Source organism: Kitasatospora sp. NPDC004669, from assembly GCF_040609455.1.
Lineage (GTDB): Bacteria > Actinomycetota > Actinomycetes > Streptomycetales > Streptomycetaceae > Kitasatospora.
Genome location: NZ_JBEXKB010000031.1, coordinates 1 through 22,391, shown reverse-complemented (window position 1 = coordinate 22,391; position 22,391 = coordinate 1). Strand labels below are relative to the sequence as shown.

Sequence of the window (22,391 nt, the reverse complement as noted above, 5' to 3'; positions counted from 1 at the left end):
GTGTCGTTAAATGTGACCGTGTACTTCGACGTGGCTTCGACGGCCCCTCTGCACCCCGTCGCGCGGCAGGCCCTGACCGCCGCCCTGGACGAGGGCTGGGCCGATCCGGCCCGGCTGTACCGCTCCGGCCGACAGGCCCGGATGCTGCTGGACGCCGCCCGCGAGACGGTGGCCGCCGTCCTGGGCGCACGGGCGGACGAGATCGCCTTCACCGCGAGCGGGACGCAGGCCGTCCAACTCGGTCTGCTGGGCGCCCTGACCGGGAACCGGCGGCGCGGCGGGCACCTGGTGCACTCCGCGGTGGAGCACTCCAGCGTGCTGCACGTCGCCGAGCGCCACGAGGCGGGCGGGGGCGAGGTCTCGGTGGTCCCGGTGGACCGCGCCGGCCGCGTCGACCCGGAGGCCTTCGGCGCCCTGCTGCGCCCGGACACCGCACTGGCCGCGCTGCAGAGCGCCAACCACGAGGTGGGCACCGTCCAGCCGGTCGGCGAGGTCGCCACGCTGTGCGCCGACGCCGGGGTCCCGCTGCTGGTGGACGCGGCGCAGAGCGTCGGGCGGGTGGACGTCCCGGCGGGCTGGTCGCTGCTGACCGCGAGCGCGCACAAGTGGGGCGGGCCGCCCGGGGTCGGGATCCTGGCCGTGCGCAAGGGAGTCCGGTACTCCTCGCCGCTGCCGGCCGACGAGCGCGAGGGCGGCCGGGTGCCCGGCTACGTCAACGTCCCGGCGATCGTGGCCGCGGCCGCCTCGCTGCGCGCCGTACGGGCCGAGGCCGAGCGGGAGAACGCCCGGCTGCACGAGCTGGTGGAGCGGATCCGGGCCCGGGTACCGCAGCTGGTGCCCGAGGTCGAGGTGGTCGGCGACCCGGTGCGGCGGCTGCCGCACATCGTCACCTTCTCCTGCATGTACGTGGACGGCGAGGTGCTGCTCACCGAGCTGGACCGGGCGGGCTTCGCGGTCTCCTCCGGCTCCTCCTGCACCTCCTCCACCCTGACGCCGAGCCATGTGCTGGCCGCGATGGGGGTGCTCACCGAGGGCAACGTCCGGGTCTCGCTGCCGTACGGGACGGCCGAGGCGGACGTGGAGCGCTTCCTCACCGTGCTGCCGGACCTGGTGGCGGGCGTCCGGGCCCCGCTCGGGCTGGACCTGCCCGCGCCGAAGCCGGTGACCGGGACTCCGCCCCGAGCCGAAGGGCACGCCGGTGCCGAGAGCGATGAGCGACGCGCGACCGACGGAGGAGGCAGTGCCGGAGCGGAGAGCGTCGCCCCCGGGCCCGAGCGCCCGGGGGCGAGCGGGCGGATCGCAGTCGTCGACGCGCTGGGCAAGCGGTGCCCGCTGCCGGTGATCGAGCTGGCGAAGCGGATCGGCGAGGTGCCCGTGGGCGGCACCGTCGCCGTACTGGCGGACGACGAGGCGGCCCGGCTGGACATTCCGGCCTGGTGCGAGATGCGCGGGCACGAGTACGCCGGCGAGGCCCCGGCCGCCGACTTCGGCGGTGACCGGGGCTCGGCCTATCTCGTCCTGCGTCGCTCCTGAGGAAGCGGGACTACTTGACCAGGTGCGCGCGGATCTCCGCGGCGGCCTCGGCGCCGTAGTTCTCCTCGAAGCGCCGCAGGAAGGCGCTCGGGCGCAGCTCGTACTCCTGGGTGCCGACGGTCTCGATCACCAGGGTGGCGAGCATGCAGCCGACCTGGGCGGCACGCTCCAGGTCCAGCTCCCAGGACAGGCCGGTCAGGAAGCCGGCCCGGAAGGCGTCGCCGACGCCGGTCGGGTCGACCTTGGCCTCCTCCTGGGCGCAGCCGACCAGGATCGGGGCCTCGCCCTTGCGGTCGATCCGGACGCCCTTGCTGCCCAGGGTGGTGACCCGGGTGCCGACGCGGGTGAGCAGTTCCTCGGCGCCCCAGCCGGTCTTGTTCTCGATCAGCGCGGCCTCGTACTCGTTGGTGAACAGGTACGCGGCGCCGTCCACCAGCTCGCGGATGTCGTCGCCGTCCAGGCGGGCCAGCTGCTGGGACGGGTCGGCGGCGAAGGCGTAGCCGCGGGTGCGGCACTCCTGGGTGTGGCGGACCATGCCCTGCGGGTCGTCGGCGCCGATCAGGACGAGGTCGAGGCCGCCGACGCGGTCGGCGATCGGCTTGAGCTCGATGTTGCGGGCCTCGGCCATGGCGCCGGTGTAGAACGAGGCGATCTGGTTGTGGTCCTCGTCCGTGGTGCACATGAAGCGGGCGGTGTGCCGGGTCTCGGAGATGTGGACGGACTCGCAGTCCACGTTGTTGCGCTCCAGCCAGCTGCGGTACTCGGCGAAGTCCGCACCGGCGGCGCCGACCAGGACCGGCCGCAGCCCGAGCACGCCCATGCCGAACGCGATGTTCGGCGCGACCCCGCCGCGGCGGATGTCCAGGGCGTCGACCAGGAACGACAACGACACGGTGTGCAGCTGCTCGGCGACGAGCTGGTCGGCGAACCGACCGGGGAACGTCATCAGGTGGTCGGTGGCGATCGAGCCGGCGACGGCGATACGCACGGGGGTCTCCTCAAGATGGCAACAGTGCCAGCGGGCGGGGTGGATGAACCCACCCACGGTACCGGGCCCGCGCCGTGCGGCAGCAAGAGTGCCACTCAAGCCGCCCCCCACCGGACATGGTGGCACCCCTTGCCCTCGAACGTGTACTACCTCCGGGTAGCACTGGTGGGTGTGCGGAGACCGGGCCTAGGGTCGGACTCAGGGGCCCGGCCGGACCGGGCGGGCCCGTCGACCGTGGCAGTGCCGCCACGGCTCTGGATCGGAGCGATGCCCGATGATGCCCAAGCACTCCCCGCCGTCCGCCCGCCGGGCCGACACCGACGGCGAGACCCTCGACGCGCTGGTGAGTTCCTCCCGGCGGCTGCGCCGGTTCTGGCCGCTGCCGGCGGCGGCCCCGGAGCCGGCCGTCCCCGCCTCCGTCGGCGTCCGGGTCCCGTCCGGGGCGCAGCGCCTGGTCGCCGGAATGGCCGAGTACGGAATCTGATCCGTTCCGGAACCGGATCCGACCGGGGCACGTCACATCCGCGCGGAGCGGCCGAGGAGGCGGCGCCGCTGAGCCCTCGGGAGGATGTGCAGATGGATCTGGAGACGATGCCCCGGCGTGGTCGGCGCGTGGTGGCCCTGGCGGCTGTGGCGCTGGCGGCGATGGTGACGGTGGCCGGGTGCAACGGGGACGGCAAGAGCTCGGCGGACTCGGCCGGCGCGTCCGCCACCACGAGCGCCTCGGCCTCGGCGAGCGCCACCCCGCAGGCCCCGACGCCCTCCGGCACCCCGTCCGCGACGGCGTCCGGCACACCGGGCCAGCCGAGCCAGGTGCCGCCGACCGGCTGGGCCCCCACCCCGGCCTCGCCGGCCCCGGGGCAGCCGTCGGGCGCGGCCACTCCCCCGGGCAACGCGATCGCCCCGGGCGAGCCCGACCCGGCCGGCACGGGGGCCGGTCCGGCGGTGCGTCCGCCGGTCGCCTACCGGGCGGACGGCGGCAAGCTGACCGTCTACTTCTTCGGCGGGGTCTGCACCAAGTACGCGCTGAAGGCGGACGAGTCGCAGGCGGGCAAGGTGGCCGTCGAGGTCGTGCCCGGCCCGCCGACGGTCCAGCCGGGCCACGTCTGCACCGCGCTGGCCAAGCGCCAGGCGGTCGCCGCCGATCTGCGTTCGCCGCTGGCCGGGCGGACGGTGGTCGACAGGACCAGCGGCCAGGATGTGCCGCTGGAGGGCGACCCTCACGCCGGCCCGGACCCGGTGACCCCGGACGGCGCGGCCCAGTAGGGCCTGTCTCCCGGGTTTCGGCGGACCCGGCAAGGACCCGCAAACGCGTGAGGCGGCCCCGGGGAGATCCCCGGGGCCGCCTCACTGCTTGCGGGCTCGGCCGCGCTTCAGGCTTAGCTGAAGGAGTCGCCGCAGGCGCAGGAGCCGGTGGCGTTCGGGTTGTCGATCGTGAAGCCCTGCTTCTCGATGGTGTCGACGAAGTCGACGGTGGCGCCGCCCAGGTACGGGGCGCTCATCCGGTCGGTGACGACCTTGACGCCGTTGAAGTCCTTCACCACGTCGCCGTCGAGCGAGCGCTCGTCGAAGAACAGCTGGTAACGCAGGCCGGAGCAGCCACCGGGCTGGACGGCGACGCGCAGCGCGAGGTCGTCGCGGCCTTCCTGCTCCAGCAGGGCCTTGACCTTGGCCGCGGCGGCATCGGTAAGGAGGATGCCACTCTCGACGGTGGTCTCGTCCTGGACGGTCATCTGCTTTCTCCCGGTCTTGACGACGGTCTGCCGCCAGTGCCAACCACCGGCCGTCCGGTTTCATTTCCCGGACGGCGATGGATTTCCTCGGCCTGTTCGGCGCCTGTCTTCCGTGGGCCGGGTGTGCCACCCGCGTCCCCTACGCTCCCCATGCTCGCACAACCGGGGAGCGCAGGTCACCGCCCGTGTCATGGATCCGGGTGAACCGGCCCCGCGGCCGCCCGTCGGACGCCAGGATGGTCGGCATGATCCTTCGCCAGCTCAGGGACACCGCAGAAGACGCGGAGGTCGTTCAGGAACTGTCCTCCGCCGCTTTCGCCGAGCCGACCGCCGCTCCGGCGCCGCCCAAGCCGACACCGCTGCAGTTGGCCCGGACCCGGCACCTGGCGAGCACCGATCCCGGGGGCTGCTGGCTGGCGGAGAGCGACGGGCAGGCGGTCGGGGTGGTGCTGTCGATGCGCCGCGAGGGCCTGTGGACGCCCTCGCTGTTCGCGGTCCGCCCGTCCGCCCAGGGCAAGGGGGTCGGGCGGCTGCTGCTGGAACGGGCGACGGCGCACGCGCGGGGCTGCCTGCGCGGGATGGTCTGTGCCTCCCCCTCCCCCGCGGCGGCCCGCCGCTACCGGCTGGCCGGGTTCACCCTGCACCCGGCGATGCGGCTGACCGGGCGGGTGGACCGGCAGGGGCTGATCGACCCGGGGGACATCCCGGTGCACCGCGGCAACATCACCCACCTGCACCTGCTGGACTCGGTGGACCGGCGGCTGCGCGGGTCCGCGCACGGCCCGGACCACGAGCTGATGCTCGGGCACTTCGAGGAGCTGCTGATCGCCGACGCCCTGGCCGGCAGCGGCTACTGCTACCGCGACGGCGGCACGGTGCGACTGCTGGCCGCCAGCAGCAAGCGGATCGCCGCCCGGCTGCTGCGTGAGGCGCTGGCCCGGGTGCCGGACGGGGTCGAGGCGCGGGTGGACTACCTGACCGCCGAGCAGGAGTGGGCCCTGGACGTCGGGCTGGAGGTCGGACTGACGCCGCAGACCAGGGGATTCGTCGGGGTGCGCGGGATGCGGCCGCCGAGCCCGTACCTGCCGAACGGGGCGTTCCTGTAGCCGGGCACCGGGGCGGGCGCACGCGTACGGCCCCACCGGGCGAGCCGGTGGGGCCGTACGGGCGGAGCCTCGGTCAGGCCATGGTGTCCAGGATCTCCCGGACCATCTCCATGGTCGTGCCCGGGTGCAGGAAGGCGAAGCGGGCGACCGTCTCACCGTCCCAGCCGGTCGGGGTGACGAAGCCGATCTGGTCCGCGAGCAGCTGCTGCGACCAGCGGTAGTAGTCGTCGTTGGTCCAGCCCTTGCGCTTGAAGCAGACGGCCGAGAGCTGGGGGTCGAACAGCAGCTCCAGGTGCTCGGTCTCGCGGATCAGCTGGGCGGTGTCCCGGGCGAGCGTGAGGCCGGTCTCGATGGCGTCGGTGTAGGCCTGGACGCCGTGGACGGCCAGCGAGAACCAGAGCGGCAGACCGCGGGCACGCCGGGTCAGGTGGTAGGCGTAGTCGGTGGGGTTCCACTCGTCGCCCTCGGTGTGCAGGACGTCCAGGTAGGAGGCGTCCTGGGTGTGCACGGCGCGGGCCAGCTGCGGGTTGCGGTAGATGAGCGCGGCACAGTCGAAGGGGGCGAACAGCCACTTGTGCGGGTCGACCACGAAGGAGTCGGCGTGCTCGATGCCGTCGTAGCGCTCGCGCACCGAGGGGGCGAACAGGCCCGCGCCACCGTAGGCGCCGTCCACGTGGAACCACAGGTCGCGCTCGCGGGCGACCTCGGCCAGGCCCTTGAGATCGTCGACGATGCCCTCGTTGGTGGTGCCGGCGGTGCCGACGACGGCGATCACCGTTTCCGGGTTCGGGTCGGCGGCCAGGGCGGCGCGCAGCGCCTCGCCGGTGAACCGCCGGTTCACGGTCGGGACCTTGAAGGCCTCGACGCCGATGATGTTGAAGGTGTTCTTGACCGAGGAGTGGACCTGGTCGGCGACGGCTATCCGCAGCCGAGCCTCCGGACCACTGTGACGACCGTCGTTGGCGAGGCGACGGCGGGCGGTGTCGCGGGCGACGACCAGGGCGGACAGGTTGCCCGCCGAGCCGCCGGAGACGAAGCAGCCGCCGGCCGTCTGGGGCAGGCCCGCGCGGTCGGCTATCAGGCGCAGCACCTGGTTCTCGGCGGCGATCGCGCCGGCCGCCTCCAGCCAGGAGATGCCCTGGAGCGACGCGCAGGAGACGACCATGTCGAACAGCAGCGCGGCCTTGGTCGGGGCGCACGGGATGAAGGACAGGTAGCGCGGGCTGTCGGCGGAGATCACCGCGCGGGACAGCTCGTGGTCGTAGAGCTTGAGCACGTCGGCCGGGTTGTTGCCGTCCTGGTTGAGCAGGCCGGCCAGCTGGACGCGCAGGTGCTCGCCGTCACCGGGGTGGTCGAGCGGGACCGGGTCGTACTGCAGCCGCTCCCGCATGTAGTCGAAAACCAGGTCGACCAGTTCGTTGTCGGGCCGGTGCATGCGGTCGGGTGCTGCGGACACGGCTGTCCCTCTCGGCTGTGGGGTGTCGGGGGGATCCGGTCTGCGGGACGCCTCACCGCGCTGGCCGGACGTGATCAGCGTAGGCAGCGGGGGTGGTTCGCCGCGCGTCGGAACGCGGCTGGTCAGGCAGGTTTCGAGCGTCTTCGGACGGGTCCGCGCAGGATTCCTGCGTACCCGCTTCCCGGGGCGCGACGGGCCTGGGGCGGGCCCTAGCCGATCAGCTGGGAGAGGACCACCGAGGAGCGGCTGCGCTGGACACCGGGCTCGCGCCGGATGCGCTCGATGACGGCCTCCAGATGGCGCATGTCGGCGGCCCGGAGGTGGACCAGGGCGTCCGGGTCGCCGGTGACCGTCCAGGCGGCGATCACCTCGGGGAACTGGCGCAGGCTGGCGAGGATCTCCTCGGGTGCGGTGCGCTCGCGGCAGTAGACCTCGACGAAGGCCTCGGTCTGCCAGCCGAGCACGGCCGGGTCGAGCACCACGGTGAAGCCCCGCACCACGCCGCGCGCCCGGAGCCGGTCGATCCGACGGCGCACGGCGGTGGCGGAGAGGTTCACCTGCAGGCCGATCTCGGCGTAGGAGGCGCGGCCGTCGCTGCCGAGCCGGGCGAGGAGCTGCCGGTCGGTCTCGTCCAGGTCCGCCCCGATCACCTCGTGCGCTCGGCTGTTGGTCATCGGTGCGGGGCTCCACGGGTCGTGCGGGGTTCGACGGTGTGTCCCGGCGGCGACTGGTGCTCGGCCACCATCGCTGCCGAAACGGTTCGCCACCCATTCTGGCGGATGACCTGAACGAGTTCATCGCCGACGGATGACGCGGAGGAGGACGTCAGTCCACGAGGAGGACGATCTTTCCCCTGGTCCGGCCCTCGGCGCTGAGCGCCTGGGCCGAGGCCGCCTGGGCCAGCGGGAAGGTGGAGGCGACGGTGACGGTCAGCCGGCCGTCGTCCGCGAGCGCGGCCAGTTCGGCCAGGCCGGCGGCGTCCGGGCGGGCCCAGACGTAGTGGCCGCCGAGGGCCTTCACCCCGAAGTCGGTGATCGAGGCGATCCGGCCGGGATCAGCCACCAGCCCGGCCGAGACCTGGACGGCGCCGCGGCCGACCAGGTCGAGCGCCGCGTCCACGCCGTCGGGGGCGACCTCGCGGACCCGCTCGGCCAGGCCCTCGCCGTACGTGACCGGTTCGGCGCCCAGGCCGCGCAGGTAGTCGTGGTTGCGCTCGCCCGCCGTACCGATCACCCGGGCGCCGCGGGCGCGGGCGATCTGGACGGCCAGGTGGCCCACCCCGCCGGCCGCCGCGTGCACCAGCAGGGTCTCGCCCTCGCGAAGCCCCAACGCCCGCAGGCTCTGCAGCGCGGTGAGCCCGGCCAGCGGCAGGCCGCCGCACTGCGCCCAGTCCAGCGCGGCGGGCCGGCGGGCGAGGGTGCGGACCGGGGCGGAGACCAGTTCGGCGTAGGTGCCGTGCTCGACGGCGTCCTTGCGGACGTAGCCGTAGACCTCGTCGCCGGGGGCGAACTCCGTCACCCCGCCGCCGACGGCACGGACCACGCCGGCCGCGTCCCAGCCCATGACCAACGGGAAGTGGACGTCCAGCATGCCGTCCAGGGCACCGTCCCGGACCTTCCAGTCCACCGGGTTCACCCCGGCCGCCCGCACCTGCACCAGGACCGAGTCGGGCCCGACCTTGGGGTCGGGCAGGTCGGTGTACTCGACCACCTCGGGGCCGCCGTAGCGGTTGATCGCGATTGCCTTCATGGGCTCAGCCATACCCGGCGGCTTCGAAATATCGATTCGGCCACACCAGACTGCCCCGAATCGGGGTATCCGGCTCCGCCGGGGCTTCCTTTCGGCGAGCGGTTCTCGTCACATCGACAGGACGGCCATCGTCACTCTGACGCTAACCGGTTAGAATAGATAGTGTCAGATAGACGAAAAGGCTTCACCGCTTGATCGGCCGCACAGAAGGGCACCCGCCCGTGACCACCACCATCACCGAGACCTACGGCGTCGACCCCACTCCGACGCCGCTCGCTCTGCTGCTGCTCGGCCGGGAGGCCGACCCGAACAGCGAGCGCGGCGTCGAGTGCCCCGGCGACCTCCCCCCGGCCTCCGACCCGGACCTCGTCGAGCGCGCCCGCGCGGCCAAGGCCGCGCTCGGCGACCGCGTCTTCATCCTCGGGCACCACTACCAGCGTGACGAGGTGATCGAGTTCGCCGACGTCACCGGCGACTCCTTCAAGCTCGCGCGCGACGCGGCGGCCCGCCCCGAGGCCGAGTACATCGTCTTCTGCGGCGTGCACTTCATGGCCGAGTCGGCGGACATCCTCACCAGCGACAGGCAGCAGGTCGTCCTCCCCGACCTCGCGGCCGGCTGCTCGATGGCCGACATGGCCACCGCCGAGCAGGTCGCCGAGTGCTGGGACGCGCTGACCGACGCCGGCATAGCCGACGTGACCGTCCCGGTCTCGTACATGAACTCCTCCGCCGACATCAAGGCCTTCACCGGCAAGCACGGCGGCCTCATCTGCACCTCCTCCAACGCCAAGCGCGCCCTGGAGTGGGCCTTCGAGCAGGGCGAGAAGGTGCTCTTCCTGCCCGACCAGCACCTCGGCCGCAACACCGCGGTGCGGGACATGGGCTTCTCGCTGGACGACTGCGTCGTCTACAACCCGCACAAGCCGAACGGCGGCCTGACCGCCGACCAGCTGCGGGACGCGAAGATGATCCTCTGGCGCGGCCACTGCTCGGTGCACGGCCGCTTCAGCCTGGACTCGGTGAACGACGTCCGCGAGCGGATACCCGGCGTGAACGTCCTGGTGCACCCCGAGTGCAAGCACGAGGTCGTCGCGGCCGCCGACATGGTGGGCTCGACCGAGTACATCATCAAGGCTCTGGACGCCGCCGAGCCCGGCTCCAAGTGGGCCATCGGCACCGAGCTGAACCTGGTCCGCCGCCTGGCCAAGGCGCACCCGGACAAGGAGATCGTCTTCCTGGACCGCGCGGTCTGCTTCTGCTCGACCATGAACCGGATCGACCTGCCGCACCTGGTCTGGGCGCTGGAGTCGCTGGTCGACGGCCGGGTCCCGAACGTGATCACCGTCGACCCGGAGACCGAGAAGTACGCGAAGGCGGCGCTGGACCGGATGCTGGCCCTGCCGTAGTCCTGCCCCGGGACCCGCGAGCGGGCGACCAGCACAGCGAAGGGCGGGCCCCCTCCCACCGGAGGGGGCCCGCCCTTTCGTCTGGCAGCAGCCGAAGAGCTACTCGTACTCGGGGAACCCCGGGATCACGCCCTCGCCCTCGGACAGCAGCAGTGCGCGGACCTCGCTGATCGTCGCCTCGGAACTCGGCAGGATCAGGTCGGACGGCTCCAGAGCGTCGTCGGGCAGCCGGGTGCCGTACCGCATCACCGCGTCGAGCAGCTTGCCGTAGGCCTGGCGGAAGTTCTCCTCGTCGCCCGACTCCACTGCGGTGAGCAGCTCGTCGTCGAGCTGGTTGAGCAGGTTCAGGTGGTCCTCGCCCACCTCGAACTGCCCCTCACCCATGACCCTCATGATCATGCCGTGCGTCTCCCTGGTTCGTGGGGTCGAGCTCAGGTCACTTGTTGTAGTTGATGCGCGGGGTGTCCTGCGGGTGCGCGTCCTGCGGCTGCTGGGCCGGCTTGCCCTGCTCGATCGCGGCCGGACCGGAGGCGGGGCCGCCGGCCAGCTCGGCCTTCATCCGGGCGAGCTCCAGCTCGACGTCGGAGCCGCCGGCCACCCGCTCCAGCTCGGCCTCGATGTCGTCCTTGCGGCCGAGACCGCTGGCGTCGTCGAGCGCGCCGGAGGCGAGCAGCTCGTCGATCGCGCCGGCCCGGGCCTGCATCTGCGCGGTCTTGTCCTCGGCCCGCTGGATGGCCAGGCCGACGTCGCCCATCTCCTCCGAGATGCCGGAGAAGGACTCGGCGATGCGAGTCTGCGCCTGGGCCGCGGTGTAGGTGGCCTTGATGGTCTCCTTCTTGGTGCGGAAGGCGTCCACCTTGGCCTGCAGCCGCTGGGAGGCCAGCGTGAGCTTCTCCTCCTCGGCCTGCAGGGCCTGGTACTGCGTCTCCAGGTCGTTGATCTGGGACTGCATGTTGGCCTTGCGGGTCAGCGCCTCGCGCGCGAGGTCCTCGCGGCCGAGGGACAGCGCCTTGCGGCCCTGGTCCTCGTACTTCGCGGACTGCTGCTGGAGCTGGGTCAGCTGGAGTTCCAGGCGCTTGCGCGAGGTCGCGACGTCCGCGACACCACGCCGTACCTTCTGCAGCAACTCGAGCTGCTTCTGGTAGGAGTAGTCGAGCGTCTCACGCGGATCCTCCGCCCGGTCCAAGGCCTTGTTCGCCTTGGAGCGGAAGATCAGCCCCATACGCTTCATGATTCCGTCGCTCATGGGCCTCGGGTGCCCCCTTCTCCGGCCTGCGGTGTATATCTCGTTACCAGACACGACGAGTGTATGTGCAGCGAGCCCTTCGCCGCAGTGCACCTGCCTGCAACAAGACTGCTACAGCGACCAGCGGGGGTTCCTCATCCCCCGGGTGGATCCGCCTCTCATCCTGCCCATACTCCATCCGATCGATCCCCTACGGGAAGAGCCCGGGAAACCCGGGTCGGAGCCCGGACCGGAGGATCGATATGCGTTTGGGTCCGAGGGGACCCGTGGTCGTAGCCGCGCACCCCGTACGCTGGTGGTGTGTTCCGACGCCGTTCAGATGATGCCGCCGCCTCCGCCACCGTGCTGGAGAAGCAGGACGAGACGACCCAGGCCCGCCACCCGCAGGCCAAGAAGGGCCGCCCCACCCCCAAGCGCAGTGAGGCCGAGGCCAACCGGCGCACCCGGGTGACGGTGCCCAAGGACCGCAAGGAGGCCTCCCGCCAGGCACGCGACCGGATGCGGGTCGAACGCGAGAAGCAGCGCCAGGCCCTGATGGACGGCGACGAGCGCCACCTGCCGGCCCGCGACAAGGGCCCGGTGCGCAAGTTCGCCCGCGACTACGTGGACGCCCGCTGGTCGCTCGCCGAGTTCTTCCTGCCGGCCGCCGTGGTCATCCTGGTGCTGAGCATCGTCAAGGTGCAGGCCCTGCAGCTGCTGTCCACGCTGCTGTTCCTGCTCTTCTTCATCCTGGTGATCCTGGACTTCGTCCGCCTCGGCTTCGGCCTGCGCAAGCAGCTGGGCGAGCGCTTCACCGGCCAGAACACCCGCGGCGCGGTCGTCTACGGGATCATGCGCACCCTGCAGATGCGCCGGCTGCGCCTGCCCAAGCCGCAGGTGCGGCGCGGAGAGAAGCCCTGACCGCCGAACCGGTGGACTCCGGCTGGGCCCCGCCGTCCTGGGAGGGGCCCGGCCTGTACGCGCTACCCGGACAGGGGGACGGCGGCCACGACCGGCTCGGCCAGGAGCGCCGACTGCCCTCGCGCAGCGGCTCCTTCGCCGGCGGGACCGGCGCCTGGCTGGACCGGCTCGGCGGACTGCGCAACTTCGTCCGCCAGGAGCTCGTCTCCCGCCAGCTCGCCGAGCAGCTGACCTGCCGAACCGCGCAGCGCGTCCTCGACATCGGCTGCGGCCAGGGCACCCAGGCCCTGCGACTGGCCAGGGCCGGCCACTACGTCACCGGGATCGACTCCGACCCGGTCGCGCTCGGCGTCGCCCAGGGGGCGCTGGCCGAGGAGCCGCCCGAGGTGCGCGGCCGGCTGCAGCTGCTCAGCGGTGACGGCCACCAGTGCGGGCGCTGGTTCGGCCCGCGCAGCTTCGACGTGGTGCTCTGCCACGGCGTCCTGATGTACCTGCCCGACCCGGACCCGATGATCGCCTCGCTGGCCCGGCTCCTGGCGCCCGGCGGTCTGCTCTCGCTGCTGGTCCGCAACCGCGACGCGCTCGCGCTGCGGCCCGCCGCCGCCGGGGACTGGCGAGCCGCCCTGCACGCCTTCGAGAGCGACCGGTACTACAACCGGCTCGGACTGGCCGCCCGCGCCGACCGGCTCGCCGACCTGTCCGTCACCCTCTCCGAGGTGTCGGTGCCGCTCCGGCACTGGTACGGCGTGCGGGTCTTCACCGACAACGCGCCCGACGACGCGACCCCGCCGGTGGACGGGCGGCAGCTGGCCCAGCTGCTGGAAGCCGAGGACCGGGCCGGCCGCACCGACCCGTACCGGCAGGTCGCGGCACTGCTGCACGTGGTCGGGGCGAAGTAGCCCGCCCCGACCGGCCGGCGGGCTACTCCTCGTGCAGGCTCATCGTGTAGACCTGCTGACCGTCCTCCAGCAGGACCGCGGTGTCCACGCCGTCCTCGACGAGCTGCTTCCAGGTCTCCCCGATCCAGGTCTCGGCGTCCCCCTGGCCGGCGAACTCCTCCTGGCCGCCGCTGGGCGTCACCGTGCTGCCGTCCGCCTTCTCGTACCGCCACGTCCAGACCATGCCCGGCTCCTCCCGCTTCCCGCTGCCCGCTTCCTATGTGGTGCGCACCATAGCCTGCCCGGCCGGATCTTCCGTATGCCTGGTCGGGCAGGATGAGCGGCATGGCGACCCACCTCCCGCTCCCCCGCACGCTGCTGCTCGGCGGCGCGCGCTCCGGCAAGTCCACCCGCGCCGAGCAGCTGCTCGCCGACCGGCCGGACGTCCTGTACGTGGCCACCGGCGGCACCCGGGACGGCGACGCCGAGTGGGCCCAGCGGATCGAGCTGCACCGCGAGCGCCGGCCGGCGAGCTGGCGCACCGCCGAGACCTGCGACCTGGCGGCCGTGCTCGACGACGCCGACGACCCGGCTCCGGTGCTGATCGACTGCCTGGCGCTGTGGCTGACCGCGGTGATGGACGAGTGCGACGCCTGGGACGACGGGGCCTGGGCGAACGGCGGCGAGGCCGCGGTGCAGCGCCGCTGCGAGGCGCTGGCCTCGGCCTGGGCGGCCACCTCGCGGACGGTCGTCGCGGTGAGCAACGAGGTCGGCATGGGTGTCGTCCCGGCCACCGCCGCGGGCCGACGCTTCCGCGACACCCTGGGCCGGCTCAACATGGCCGTGGCCGACGCCTCGGAGCGTGTGCTGCTGGTCGTGGCGGGACAGGTCGTCACAGTCAAGCCAGCCGCAGCCTGAATACCTTTGGCGTGTAGCCTTCCGGACGATGGACACGACCGTGGATCTCGATACGTTCTCCTCGCTCGTCGAGCGCCCCGACGACAGCGCCCGGCGGGCCGCCGAGGAGCGCTGGCAGGAGGCCGGCCGGCCGCGTGGCGGGCTCGGCAAGCTGGAGGAGCTGGGCAGCTGGCTGTCGTCCGTGCAGGGGCACTCCCCGGTGCGGCCGGTGTCGGCGCCCAAGGTGCTGCTGTTCGCCGCCGACCACGGTGTGGCCGCGCTCGGGGTCTCCCGGCTGCCCGCCCAGGGCGGCACCGTGGCGCGGGTGCGGGCCGTACTCGACGGCACCGCGCCGGTGGCCCGGCTGGCCGCGCGCTACGGCGCCGAGGTGCGGGTGGTCGACGTCGGTGTGGACACCGACGCCGCGGACTTCCCTGACGAGGTGGTCACCCACCGGATCCGGCGCGGCTCCGGCCGGATCGACGTCGAGGACGCGCTCACCCCGGAGGAGACCGTGCGGGCCTTCCGGGCCGGCATGGCCGTGGCCGACGAGGAGGCCGACTCCGGCACCGACGTGGTGCTGCTCGGCGACCTCGGGGTCGGCGCCACCACAGTGGCCGCCGTGCTGATCGGCGCGCTGTGCGGGACGGACGCCGCCGCGGTCTGCGGGCGCGGCTCCGGCATCGACGACCGGGTGTGGATGGTCAAGTGCGCCACCATCCGGGACTCGCTGCGGCGGGCCCGGCCGGTGCTCGGCGACCAGATCGCCCTGCTCGGCGCGACCGGCGGGGCCGACTTCGCGGCGGTCACCGGCTTCCTGCTGCAGGCCGCGGTCCGCCAGCTGCCGGTGGTGCTGGACGGTGTGGTCTCGGCGGCCTGCGCGCTGGTCGCCCAGCGGATCGCCTTCCGGGCGCCGGAGTGGTGGCGGGCCGGACAGTCCAGCGGCGAGCCGGCCCAGGCGAAGGCGTACGACCGGCTGACCCTGACGCCGCTGCAGGACCAGGGGATCACCATGGGCGAGGGCGTCGGCGCGGTGCTGGCGCTGCCGTTGCTCCAGGCTGCGGGCGACGCGCTCGCGGACGAGGCGCCGAGGTCGAACGCGGCGGCGGCGCCGAAGGAGCAGCCGAAGCTGCCGTCGGCGGCGGACCTGTTGCGGCGGCTGTAGGGCCCGGCGACTTGGGCGTCAGCGCTCGGGCGGTGGGCCCCGGCCTTCCGCTTCACGCGGTTCCCCGCGTCCCACTCGGGGCGCGGGGATTTTGCTTGTGCGGTGCCGTGCGGTGAGGAGAGGGAGCGATGGCGGACAGCGGTGACCGGGCCGGCTGGGGCGAGGGGCTGCGGTTCGCGTTCGGGACGCTGTCGGTGCTGCGGGTGCGGGTGGAGCGCTGGGACCGGGCGGCGGGGGCGCGGGCGATGACGGCGGCTCCGGTGGTCGGGGCGGTGCTGGGCGCCCTCGCGGCCGGGGCCGGGGCGCTGGTCGCCTGGCGCGCGGGCGGGCTGCTCGGGGCGGTGGCGGCGGTGGGGGTGCTCGCCGCGCTGACCCGGGGGCTGCACCTGGACGGTCTGGCGGACGTCGCCGACGGGCTGGGCAGCGGCAAGCCGGCCGAGGACGCACTGCGGATCATGAAGCAGTCCGACATCGGCCCGTTCGGCGTACTGACCCTGGTTCTCGTACTGCTGGCCCAGGTCGCCGCACTGGCCGGACAGTTCGGATATTCCGTACCGCGCGGCGCGCTGGCGGTGCTCGCCTCGGCGGTGGCCGCCCGGTGCGCGCTCGGCTGGGGCTGTCTGCGATCGGTGCCAGCCGCCCGCCCGGGCGGGCTCGGGGCGATGGTGGCGAGCACCGTGACGCCCGCCGGGGCCGCCGCCGGGACGGCCCTCGGGGCGCTCGCCCTCGCCGCGACCGGACTGTTCGACGGATGGTCAGTCCTCCGTCTCCCGCTGGCCGTTGCGCTCGGCGTCGGTGGCGCCCGACTGCTGCTGGGGCGCTGCGTCCGACGGTTCGGCGGAATCACCGGGGACGTGCTCGGGGCGATGGCCGAGACCGCGGCCACCGGCACGCTGTTCGCCCTGGCGCTGCTCGGCTGACACCGGGCGGCGCGTGATCCCAGCATGCGGACTACCATGCGTGAAGCACCGCAGCCCTGCACCGTGGCAGGTCCTGCCCGCCGGCGCGTATGCGAGGAGCCGGGGCCTCTGGTGTGCGCGCCCGCCGGTCGCGGCCGCGCACACCAGGGGGCCCGGATCCGCGTACCCGCCGGCGGACGGCCTGCCACGACGGGCTGCGCCGGTTCGGCAGCCACGCCGCGACCGGCCGTGGACCGCGAAAGAACAGGACGCATTACGTGACTGCATTGTCTGTGAGCACCTCCTCCGCCGCCTCGCTGCGCGCGGACGCCCTGGTGGTCGGCGCCGCGAAGGGGCCGAAGGGCATCGTGCTCGCCCCCGGCGCCGAGGCCGTGAACGAGGCGTTCGACGGCAAGCTGGCCGAGGTCCTCGGCACCCTGGGCGCGACCGGCGCCGAGGGCGAGACCGTCAAGGTGCCCTCCCCCGCCGGTCTGAAGGCCCCGCTCGTGCTCGCGGTCGGCCTCGGCGAGGCCGACGAGGACGGTTACGCCTCGGAGGCGCTGCGTCGCGCCGCCGGTGTCGCCGCCCGCGCCCTGGCCGGCACCAAGAAGGCCGCGCTGGCCCTGCCGACCGAGTCCGCGGACGACGTCGAGGCGCTCGCGCTGGGCGGTCTGCTCGGCTCGTACGCCTTCGGCACCTACAAGGGCAACGGCAACGGCAAGGACCCGGTCGGCGAGCTGGTCGTGCTGGCCGCCCGCAAGGGCAGCAAGGACGCCAAGGCCGCCGTGGAGCGCGCCGTCGCGATCGGCGAGGAGATGAACCGGGCCCGCGACCTGGTCAACACCGCGCCGAACGACCTGAACCCGAAGAGCTTCGCCGCGATCGCCCAGGCGGCCGGCAAGGAGCACGGCCTCAAGGTCGAGGTGCTGGACGAGAAGGCGCTGACCAAGGGCGGCTACGGCGGGCTGCTGGGCGTCGGCGGCGGCTCGGCCAACCCGCCGCGGCTGGTGAAGCTGGCCTACACCCACCCGAAGGCGAAGGCCACGCTGGCCTTCGTCGGCAAGGGCATCACCTACGACTCGGGCGGCATCTCGCTGAAGCCGGCCGGCCACAACGAGACCATGAAGTGCGACATGGCCGGCGCCGCCGCGGTGTTCGCCGCCGTGGTGGCCGCCAAGCGCCTGGGCCTGGTCGTCAACGTGACCGCCTGGCTGGCGCTGGCCGAGAACATGCCGTCCGGCTCCGCCGTCCGCCCGGGCGACGTGCTGCGCATGTACGGCGGCAAGACCGTCGAGGTGCTGAACACCGACGCCGAGGGCCGTCTGGTGCTGGCCGACGCGCTCGTGCGGGCCGGCGAGGAGAACCCGGACGTCATCGTCGACGTGGCGACCCTGACCGGTGCCATGGTGATGGCCCTGGGCAACCGCACCTTCGGCGTGATGTCCAACAGCGACGAGCTGCGCGAGAACCTGCACGCCGTCGCGGGCGAGGTCGGCGAGCAGTCCTGGCCGATGCCGCTGCCGGCCGAGCTGCGCAAGGGCTTCACCGAGTCGACCATCGCCGACATGGCCAACATGGGCGAGCGGATGGGCGGCGGCCTGGTGGCCGGTCTGTTCCTGAAGGAGTTCGTGGCCGAGGGCGTCGACTGGGCGCACCTGGACATCGCCGGACCGGCGTTCCACGAGGGCGCGCCGTTCGGCTACACCCCGAAGGGCGGCACCGCGAGCGCGGTGCGCACCCTGGTCCGCTTCGCCGAGCAGACCGCGGCGGGCGGCAAGGCCTGATCCTTCCGACCTGAGCCTCCACGGGGGCCCGGCGCACACGCGCCGGGCCCCCGTGGGCGTTCCCGCGCGGGTTACCTGCGAGTAGGACGCGCCATCCCGGCGCACCCCTGTTCGCCAAGGGCGAAACTTTGTTCCGCAGTGCGGAAGCAGCGACGGTGAACAGCCCGGGAGACGCCCGTCCGGCGGCCGTCAATACCGCCCTGAGCTGCGATGATGCCCTTCTGTCGGGGGTGTTCCCGCCCTGGTGACCACTCTGTGGGACACCCCTGGGGTGGACCCGGACATCAGCTACCGCGAACAAGTGCGAAGATGTATTTCCGGCACGACTGGGCGCCCCACAAAGGCTTCCGACCCACCGGACCGCGACCGGCCCGGCGACCCACCCCATTGCATGGAGGACGTGACGTGGCGAACGACGCCAGCACCGTTTTCGACGTAGTCATTCTCGGAGGCGGAAGCGGCGGTTACGCCGCGGCGCTCCGCGCCGCTCAGCTGGGTCTGAGCGTTGCCCTGGTCGAGAAGGGTGAGCTGGGCGGCACCTGCCTGCACCGCGGCTGCATCCCGACCAAGGCGCTGCTGCACGCCGCCGAGATCGCGGACGAGACGAAGGAGGCCGCCGAGTTCGGCGTGCTGGCCACCTTCCAGGGCATCGACATCAACGGCGTCCACAAGTACAAGGACGACGTCATCGCCGGCCTGTACAAGGGCCTGCAGGGCCTGGTGGCGTCCCGCAAGGTGACCTTCATCCAGGGCGAGGGCAAGCTCTCCTCGCAGACCTCGGTGGACGTCAACGGCCAGCGCATCGAAGGCCGCCACATCGTCCTGGCCACCGGTTCGGTGCCGCGCTCGATCCCGGGCCTGGAGATCGACGGCAACCGCGTGATCTCCTCCGACCACGCCCTCAAGCTCGACCGCATCCCGAAGTCGGCCGTCATCCTGGGCGGCGGCGTCATCGGCGTCGAGTTCGCCTCGGTCTGGAAGTCCTTCGGCGTCGAGGTCACCATCGTCGAGGCGCTGCCGCACCTCGTCCCGCTGGAGGACGAGAACTCCTCCAAGCTGCTGGAGCGCGCGTTCCGCAAGCGCGGCATCAAGTTCGAGCTGAAGGCCCGTTTCTCGGGCGTCGAGTACACCGAGACCGGTGTCCGCGTCTCCACCGAGAACGGCAAGCAGATCGACGCCGACCTGCTGCTCGTCGCCATCGGCCGCGGCCCGGTCTCGGCCGGCCTCGGCTACGAGGAGAACGGCGTCGCGATGGACCGCGGCTACGTCCTGGTCGACGAGTACATGCGCACCAACGTGCCCACCATCTCGGCCGTCGGCGACCTCGCCCCGACCCTGCAGCTCGCCCACGTCGGCTTCGCCGAGGGCATCCTGGTGGCCGAGCGCCTGGCCGGCCTCAAGCCGATGCCGATCGACTACGACGGCGTCCCGCGGGTCACCTACTCCAACCCCGAGGTGGCCTCCGTCGGCATCTCCGAGGCCAAGGCCGTCGAGCTGTACGGCAAGGAGAAGGTCGTCACCCTGAAGTACAACCTGGCCGGCAACGGCAAGAGCAAGATCCTGAAGACCGCCGGCGAGATCAAGCTCGTCCAGGTCAAGGACGGCGCCGTGGTCGGCGTCCACATGGTCGGCGCCCGCATGGGCGAGCAGGTCGGCGAAGCCCAGCTGATCTACAACTGGGAGGCCCTGCCGGCCGAGGTCGCGCAGCTGATCCACGCGCACCCGACCCAGTCCGAGGCCCTGGGCGAGGCGCACCTGGCGCTGGCCGGCAAGCCGCTGCACGCGCACGACTGATCGCGCCCACCACCCCCCGTTTCCAGTACTTCCCGTACGCAAGACTTGATAGGAGTCGCTGAAACCATGGCGGTCTCAGTAACACTGCCCGCGCTGGGCGAGAGCGTTTCCGAGGGCACCGTCACCCGCTGGCTGAAGGCCGAGGGTGAGCGTGTCGAGGTCGACGAGCCGCTGCTGGAGGTGTCGACCGACAAGGTCGACACCGAGATCCCGGCTCCCGCCGCCGGCATCCTGGCCTCGATCAAGGTCGCCGAGGACGAGACCGTCGAGGTCGGCGCCGAGCTGGCGATCATCGACGACGGTTCCGGCGCCCCGGTCGCCGCCGCCGCTCCGGTCGCCGAGGCTGCCGCTCCGGCCCCGGTCGCCGCCCCGGCCCCGGTCGCCGAAGCCCCGGCTGCCGCCCCCGCCGCTGCTCCGGCCGCCCCGGCCGGCGACGCCACTCCGGTGCTGCTGCCCGCGCTCGGCGAGTCCGTCACCGAGGGCACCGTCACCCGCTGGCTGAAGGCCGAGGGTGAGACGGTCGAGATCGACGAGCCGCTGCTGGAGGTGTCGACCGACAAGGTCGACACCGAGATCCCGTCGCCGGTCGCCGGTGTCGTCGTCAAGATCCTGGTCGGCGAGGACGAGACCGCCGAGGTCGGCGCTCAGCTCGCGCTGATCGGCGCCCCGGGTGCCGCCGCTGCCGCTCCGGCCCCGGTCGCCGCTCCGGCCCCGGTCGCCGCTCCGGCCCCGGTTGCCGCTCCGGCCCCGGTCGCCGCCCCGGCCCCGGTCGCCGCCCCGGCCCCGGTCGCCGCCCCGGCTCCGGCCGCTCCGGCCGCCGACGCCGGTGACGCCTACGTCACCCCGCTGGTGCGCAAGCTCGCCGCCGAGCACGGCGTCGCGCTGTCCTCCGTCGCCGGCACCGGCGTCGGCGGCCGCATCCGCAAGCAGGACGTCATCGCCGCCGCGGAGGCCGCCAAGGCCGCCCCGGCCCCGGTCGCCGCTGCCGCCCCGGCCGCCGCGCCGAAGGCCGCCGCCGCGCCGTCCGCCCTGCGCGGCCAGACGGTCAAGATGACCCGCATGCGCAAGGTCATCGGCGACAACATGATGAAGGCCCTGCACGAGCAGGCCCAGCTGACCAGCGTGGTCGAGGTGGACGTCACCAAGATCATGTCGCTGCGCGCCAAGGCCAAGGACGGCTTCCTCGCCCGCGAGGGCGTCAAGCTCTCCCCGATGCCGTTCTTCGTCAAGGCCGCCGCCCAGGCGCTGAAGGTCCACGCGGTCGTCAACGCCCGGATCAACGACGCCGAGGGCACCGTCACCTACTTCGACACCGAGAACATCGGTATCGCGGTGGACTCCGAGAAGGGTCTGATGACTCCGGTCATCAAGGGTGCGGGCGACCTCAACATCGCCGGCATCTCGAAGAAGACCGCCGAGCTGGCCGCCAAGGTCCGCGACAACAAGATCACCCCGGACGAGCTGTCCGGCGCCACCTTCACCATCAGCAACACCGGCTCGCGCGGTGCGCTGTTCGACACCGTGATCGTGCCGCCGAACCAGGTCGCCATCCTGGGCATCGGCGCCACCGTCAAGCGCCCGGTGGTCATCGAGGCCGACGGCGGCACCGCCATCGGCATCCGCGACATGACCTACCTGTCGCTCTCCTACGACCACCGCCTGGTGGACGGCGCCGACGCCGCCCGCTACCTGGTCGCGGTCAAGGAGATCCTGGAGGCCGGCGAGTTCGAGGTCGAGCTCGGCCTGTAGGGCACCCCGGTCGTACGGAACCCCGCGTCGTCCCCGGACGGCGCGGGGTTCCGCCGTTCCCGGGCCGTGTTTCCGCCCGTCGTGGCATGCGCGGAGGCGGCCGAGCGGGGATGCTGGAGCGGTGATGGACGAGACCGACTTCTGGCAGATCATCGACGAGACCCGGGAGGCCGCCGACGGCGATCCCGACGAACAGGCCGACCGGCTGGTGGAGCACCTCGTCCGGCTGACCCCGGACGACGTGATCGACTTCGCCCGACTGTTCGAGGCCCGGTTCCAGCGCGCCTTCCGCTACGACCTGTGGGGCGCGGCCTACCTGCTGCTGGACGGCGCCTCCGAGGACACCTTCGACTACTTCCGCTGCTGGCTGATCGGCCAGGGCCGGGACGTCTTCGAGGGCGGGCTGGCCGAGCCGGACGACCTGGCGGACCTCCTGCCCGAGTTCGACGAGGAGGAGGACGGCGAGGCCGAGGACCTCGGCTTCGCGGCCGACGAGGCGTACGAGCGGCTGACCGGCCTGCCGTTGCCCGAGGTGGGCGGTCGGCAAGCCGGGCGGCCGGGCGGGGCGGCACTGGACTTCGACGACCCGGACGTCATGGCGAAGCGCTTCCCCAAGCTCTGGGAGCGGTACGGGGATTAGGGCCAATGCCGGTGACTTTGCGTTCTGCCACGGCCCTCTGCCCGAAGCATCGCCACAGGTCAGCGGCTCGCGATCGCCGTTAAGTCAGTGGCATTGGGATTAGACCGTATGAAGTGCGCTGCTTGTGTGGTTCGGGTCCGCCCGGGGCGGGAGGTTTCCGGCCCGGCGGGCCGGGCGTCAAGCCCGGAGCCGCTTCGCGGTCGCTGCGCGAGCCTTGACGTCGGCCAGTCGGGCCGGAGCTTGTCCGGCGACTGTCCGGGGCGGACCCGGCAGGTGCGGGTGCGGGCCGGGCAGCATCGGTCCGGAGCCTCACACGCAAGTTGTCGCGGGTTGCCGCCCCGGCGGACCGTGGGCGGTAGTGCCGCAATTGCGAGAGGCACCGGATGTATACCGAGCGTACTGCTGTCGGGCTGGACGTTCACGCCCGATCCACCATGGCCTGGGCCCTGGACGGCGTCACCGGTGAGG

General features: G+C 72.8%; 21 protein-coding genes and 1 pseudogene. 14 read left to right on the top strand and 8 right to left on the bottom strand.

The genetic code is table 11. The annotated features are described in order from the left end of the window. A complete protein-coding gene (locus tag ABZW30_RS24540) occupies nucleotides 1–1,533 on the top strand; it encodes an aminotransferase class V-fold PLP-dependent enzyme (protein ID WP_355673327.1) in 1,533 nt (510 codons plus the stop codon). 10 nt (nucleotides 1,534–1,543) lie between these two features. Here the strand turns inward: ABZW30_RS24540 and ABZW30_RS24535 are convergent, their stop codons facing one another. Continuing rightward, complete coding sequence (locus ABZW30_RS24535; RefSeq protein ID WP_355673326.1) at nucleotides 1,544–2,521, bottom strand: carbohydrate kinase family protein; 978 nt, start codon at nucleotides 2,519–2,521, stop codon at nucleotides 1,544–1,546. Between the two features lie 274 nt (nucleotides 2,522–2,795). On the opposite strand from ABZW30_RS24535, the gene ABZW30_RS24530 reads away from it, so the two are divergent. Together ABZW30_RS24530 and ABZW30_RS24525 are read left to right on the top strand one after the other, a co-directional pair. Then, nucleotides 2,796–3,005, top strand: a complete 210-nt coding sequence (locus ABZW30_RS24530) for a hypothetical protein (protein ID WP_355673325.1) — start codon at nucleotides 2,796–2,798, stop codon at nucleotides 3,003–3,005. Between the two features lie 92 nt (nucleotides 3,006–3,097). After that, a complete protein-coding gene (locus ABZW30_RS24525; protein WP_355673324.1) occupies nucleotides 3,098–3,787 on the top strand; it encodes a hypothetical protein in 690 nt (229 codons plus the stop codon). 113 nt (nucleotides 3,788–3,900) lie between these two features. Here ABZW30_RS24525 and erpA read toward each other — a convergent pair whose 3' ends face one another. Next, nucleotides 3,901–4,254 (bottom strand): iron-sulfur cluster insertion protein ErpA, encoded by a 354-nt coding sequence (gene erpA, locus ABZW30_RS24520; protein WP_355673323.1) that lies wholly within the window; start codon nucleotides 4,252–4,254, stop codon nucleotides 3,901–3,903. Nucleotides 4,255–4,499: 245 nt separating this feature from the next. On the opposite strand from erpA, the gene ABZW30_RS24515 reads away from it, so the two are divergent. Continuing rightward, a complete protein-coding gene (locus ABZW30_RS24515) occupies nucleotides 4,500–5,360 on the top strand; it encodes a GNAT family N-acetyltransferase (protein ID WP_355673322.1) in 861 nt (286 codons plus the stop codon). A gap of 73 nt (nucleotides 5,361–5,433) precedes the next feature. Here the strand turns inward: ABZW30_RS24515 and ABZW30_RS24510 are convergent, their stop codons facing one another. From ABZW30_RS24510 to ABZW30_RS24500, 3 genes are all read right to left on the bottom strand, one after another. After that, nucleotides 5,434–6,816 carry a pyridoxal-dependent decarboxylase gene (locus ABZW30_RS24510; RefSeq protein WP_355673321.1) on the bottom strand — a complete coding sequence of 461 codons (1,383 nt, stop codon included), beginning with the start codon at nucleotides 6,814–6,816 and terminating at the stop codon, nucleotides 5,434–5,436. Nucleotides 6,817–7,025: 209 nt separating this feature from the next. Next, nucleotides 7,026–7,490: an Lrp/AsnC family transcriptional regulator gene (locus ABZW30_RS24505; RefSeq protein ID WP_355673320.1), complete on the bottom strand. Its 465-nt coding sequence runs from the start codon at nucleotides 7,488–7,490 to the stop codon at nucleotides 7,026–7,028. A 151-nt stretch (nucleotides 7,491–7,641) separates the two neighbouring features. Continuing rightward, the gene (locus tag ABZW30_RS24500; protein WP_355673319.1) at nucleotides 7,642–8,565 is read right to left on the bottom strand and encodes an NADP-dependent oxidoreductase; all 924 of its coding nucleotides are present in this window, start codon (nucleotides 8,563–8,565) and stop codon (nucleotides 7,642–7,644) included. Between the two features lie 221 nt (nucleotides 8,566–8,786). Here ABZW30_RS24500 and nadA point away from each other — a divergent pair, with 221 nt between their 5' ends. Further along, complete coding sequence (gene nadA, locus ABZW30_RS24495) at nucleotides 8,787–9,971, top strand: quinolinate synthase NadA (protein WP_355673318.1); 1,185 nt, start codon at nucleotides 8,787–8,789, stop codon at nucleotides 9,969–9,971. A 99-nt stretch (nucleotides 9,972–10,070) separates the two neighbouring features. Here nadA and ABZW30_RS24490 read toward each other — a convergent pair whose 3' ends face one another. Together ABZW30_RS24490 and ABZW30_RS24485 are read right to left on the bottom strand one after the other, a co-directional pair. Continuing rightward, the gene (locus ABZW30_RS24490) at nucleotides 10,071–10,370 is read right to left on the bottom strand and encodes a hypothetical protein (RefSeq protein ID WP_355673317.1); all 300 of its coding nucleotides are present in this window, start codon (nucleotides 10,368–10,370) and stop codon (nucleotides 10,071–10,073) included. A gap of 37 nt (nucleotides 10,371–10,407) precedes the next feature. Then, a complete protein-coding gene (locus tag ABZW30_RS24485) occupies nucleotides 10,408–11,217 on the bottom strand; it encodes a PspA/IM30 family protein (RefSeq protein WP_355673316.1) in 810 nt (269 codons plus the stop codon). A gap of 300 nt (nucleotides 11,218–11,517) precedes the next feature. Here ABZW30_RS24485 and ABZW30_RS24480 point away from each other — a divergent pair, with 300 nt between their 5' ends. Then, complete coding sequence (locus ABZW30_RS24480) at nucleotides 11,518–12,117, top strand: DUF3043 domain-containing protein (protein ID WP_355673315.1); 600 nt, start codon at nucleotides 11,518–11,520, stop codon at nucleotides 12,115–12,117. A 158-nt stretch (nucleotides 12,118–12,275) separates the two neighbouring features. Further along, nucleotides 12,276–13,016, top strand: coding sequence for a methyltransferase domain-containing protein (locus ABZW30_RS24475; protein WP_355673396.1), 741 nt, complete (start codon nucleotides 12,276–12,278; stop codon nucleotides 13,014–13,016). A gap of 22 nt (nucleotides 13,017–13,038) precedes the next feature. Here the strand turns inward: ABZW30_RS24475 and ABZW30_RS24470 are convergent, their stop codons facing one another. Then, complete coding sequence (locus ABZW30_RS24470; RefSeq protein WP_355673314.1) at nucleotides 13,039–13,239, bottom strand: hypothetical protein; 201 nt, start codon at nucleotides 13,237–13,239, stop codon at nucleotides 13,039–13,041. A 125-nt stretch (nucleotides 13,240–13,364) separates the two neighbouring features. Between ABZW30_RS24470 and cobU the strand changes: the two are divergent. The 7 genes and pseudogenes from cobU to ABZW30_RS24435 all read left to right on the top strand — a co-directional run. Further along, a pseudogene (gene cobU, locus ABZW30_RS24465) lies at nucleotides 13,365–13,913 on the top strand (bifunctional adenosylcobinamide kinase/adenosylcobinamide-phosphate guanylyltransferase); the annotation flags it as partial. A gap of 28 nt (nucleotides 13,914–13,941) precedes the next feature. After that, nucleotides 13,942–15,057 carry a nicotinate-nucleotide--dimethylbenzimidazole phosphoribosyltransferase gene (locus tag ABZW30_RS24460; RefSeq protein WP_355673313.1) on the top strand — a complete coding sequence of 372 codons (1,116 nt, stop codon included), beginning with the start codon at nucleotides 13,942–13,944 and terminating at the stop codon, nucleotides 15,055–15,057. Nucleotides 15,058–15,185: 128 nt separating this feature from the next. Further along, nucleotides 15,186–15,977, top strand: a complete 792-nt coding sequence (locus ABZW30_RS24455; RefSeq protein ID WP_355673312.1) for an adenosylcobinamide-GDP ribazoletransferase — start codon at nucleotides 15,186–15,188, stop codon at nucleotides 15,975–15,977. Between the two features lie 257 nt (nucleotides 15,978–16,234). Continuing rightward, complete coding sequence (locus ABZW30_RS24450) at nucleotides 16,235–17,740, top strand: leucyl aminopeptidase (protein ID WP_355673311.1); 1,506 nt, start codon at nucleotides 16,235–16,237, stop codon at nucleotides 17,738–17,740. A gap of 387 nt (nucleotides 17,741–18,127) precedes the next feature. Continuing rightward, a complete protein-coding gene (gene lpdA, locus ABZW30_RS24445) occupies nucleotides 18,128–19,534 on the top strand; it encodes a dihydrolipoyl dehydrogenase (protein WP_263455757.1) in 1,407 nt (468 codons plus the stop codon). A 66-nt stretch (nucleotides 19,535–19,600) separates the two neighbouring features. Further along, nucleotides 19,601–21,283 carry a 2-oxoglutarate dehydrogenase, E2 component, dihydrolipoamide succinyltransferase gene (gene sucB, locus ABZW30_RS24440; protein WP_355673310.1) on the top strand — a complete coding sequence of 561 codons (1,683 nt, stop codon included), beginning with the start codon at nucleotides 19,601–19,603 and terminating at the stop codon, nucleotides 21,281–21,283. Between the two features lie 124 nt (nucleotides 21,284–21,407). Continuing rightward, complete coding sequence (locus ABZW30_RS24435; protein ID WP_355673309.1) at nucleotides 21,408–21,923, top strand: DUF4240 domain-containing protein; 516 nt, start codon at nucleotides 21,408–21,410, stop codon at nucleotides 21,921–21,923. Nucleotides 21,924–22,391: the final 468 nt, after the last annotated feature.

What these genes read in the sequence shown, in the direction of transcription:
- ABZW30_RS24530 (WP_355673325.1), top strand. Translation starts at nt 2,796, where the DNA reads ATGATGCCCAAGCACTCCCCGCCGTCCGCCCGCCGGGCCGACACCGAC.
- ABZW30_RS24525 (WP_355673324.1), top strand. Translation starts at nt 3,098, where the DNA reads ATGGATCTGGAGACGATGCCCCGGCGTGGTCGGCGCGTGGTGGCCCTG.
- erpA (WP_355673323.1), bottom strand. Translation starts at nt 4,254, where the DNA reads ATGACCGTCCAGGACGAGACCACCGTCGAGAGTGGCATCCTCCTTACC.
- ABZW30_RS24515 (WP_355673322.1), top strand. Translation starts at nt 4,500, where the DNA reads ATGATCCTTCGCCAGCTCAGGGACACCGCAGAAGACGCGGAGGTCGTT.
- ABZW30_RS24505 (WP_355673320.1), bottom strand. Translation starts at nt 7,490, where the DNA reads ATGACCAACAGCCGAGCGCACGAGGTGATCGGGGCGGACCTGGACGAG.
- ABZW30_RS24500 (WP_355673319.1), bottom strand. Translation starts at nt 8,565, where the DNA reads ATGAAGGCAATCGCGATCAACCGCTACGGCGGCCCCGAGGTGGTCGAG.
- ABZW30_RS24490 (WP_355673317.1), bottom strand. Translation starts at nt 10,370, where the DNA reads ATGATCATGAGGGTCATGGGTGAGGGGCAGTTCGAGGTGGGCGAGGAC.
- ABZW30_RS24485 (WP_355673316.1), bottom strand. Translation starts at nt 11,217, where the DNA reads ATGAGCGACGGAATCATGAAGCGTATGGGGCTGATCTTCCGCTCCAAG.
- ABZW30_RS24470 (WP_355673314.1), bottom strand. Translation starts at nt 13,239, where the DNA reads ATGGTCTGGACGTGGCGGTACGAGAAGGCGGACGGCAGCACGGTGACG.
- ABZW30_RS24460 (WP_355673313.1), top strand. Translation starts at nt 13,942, where the DNA reads ATGGACACGACCGTGGATCTCGATACGTTCTCCTCGCTCGTCGAGCGC.
- ABZW30_RS24455 (WP_355673312.1), top strand. Translation starts at nt 15,186, where the DNA reads ATGGCGGACAGCGGTGACCGGGCCGGCTGGGGCGAGGGGCTGCGGTTC.
- sucB (WP_355673310.1), top strand. Translation starts at nt 19,601, where the DNA reads ATGGCGGTCTCAGTAACACTGCCCGCGCTGGGCGAGAGCGTTTCCGAG.
- ABZW30_RS24435 (WP_355673309.1), top strand. Translation starts at nt 21,408, where the DNA reads ATGGACGAGACCGACTTCTGGCAGATCATCGACGAGACCCGGGAGGCC.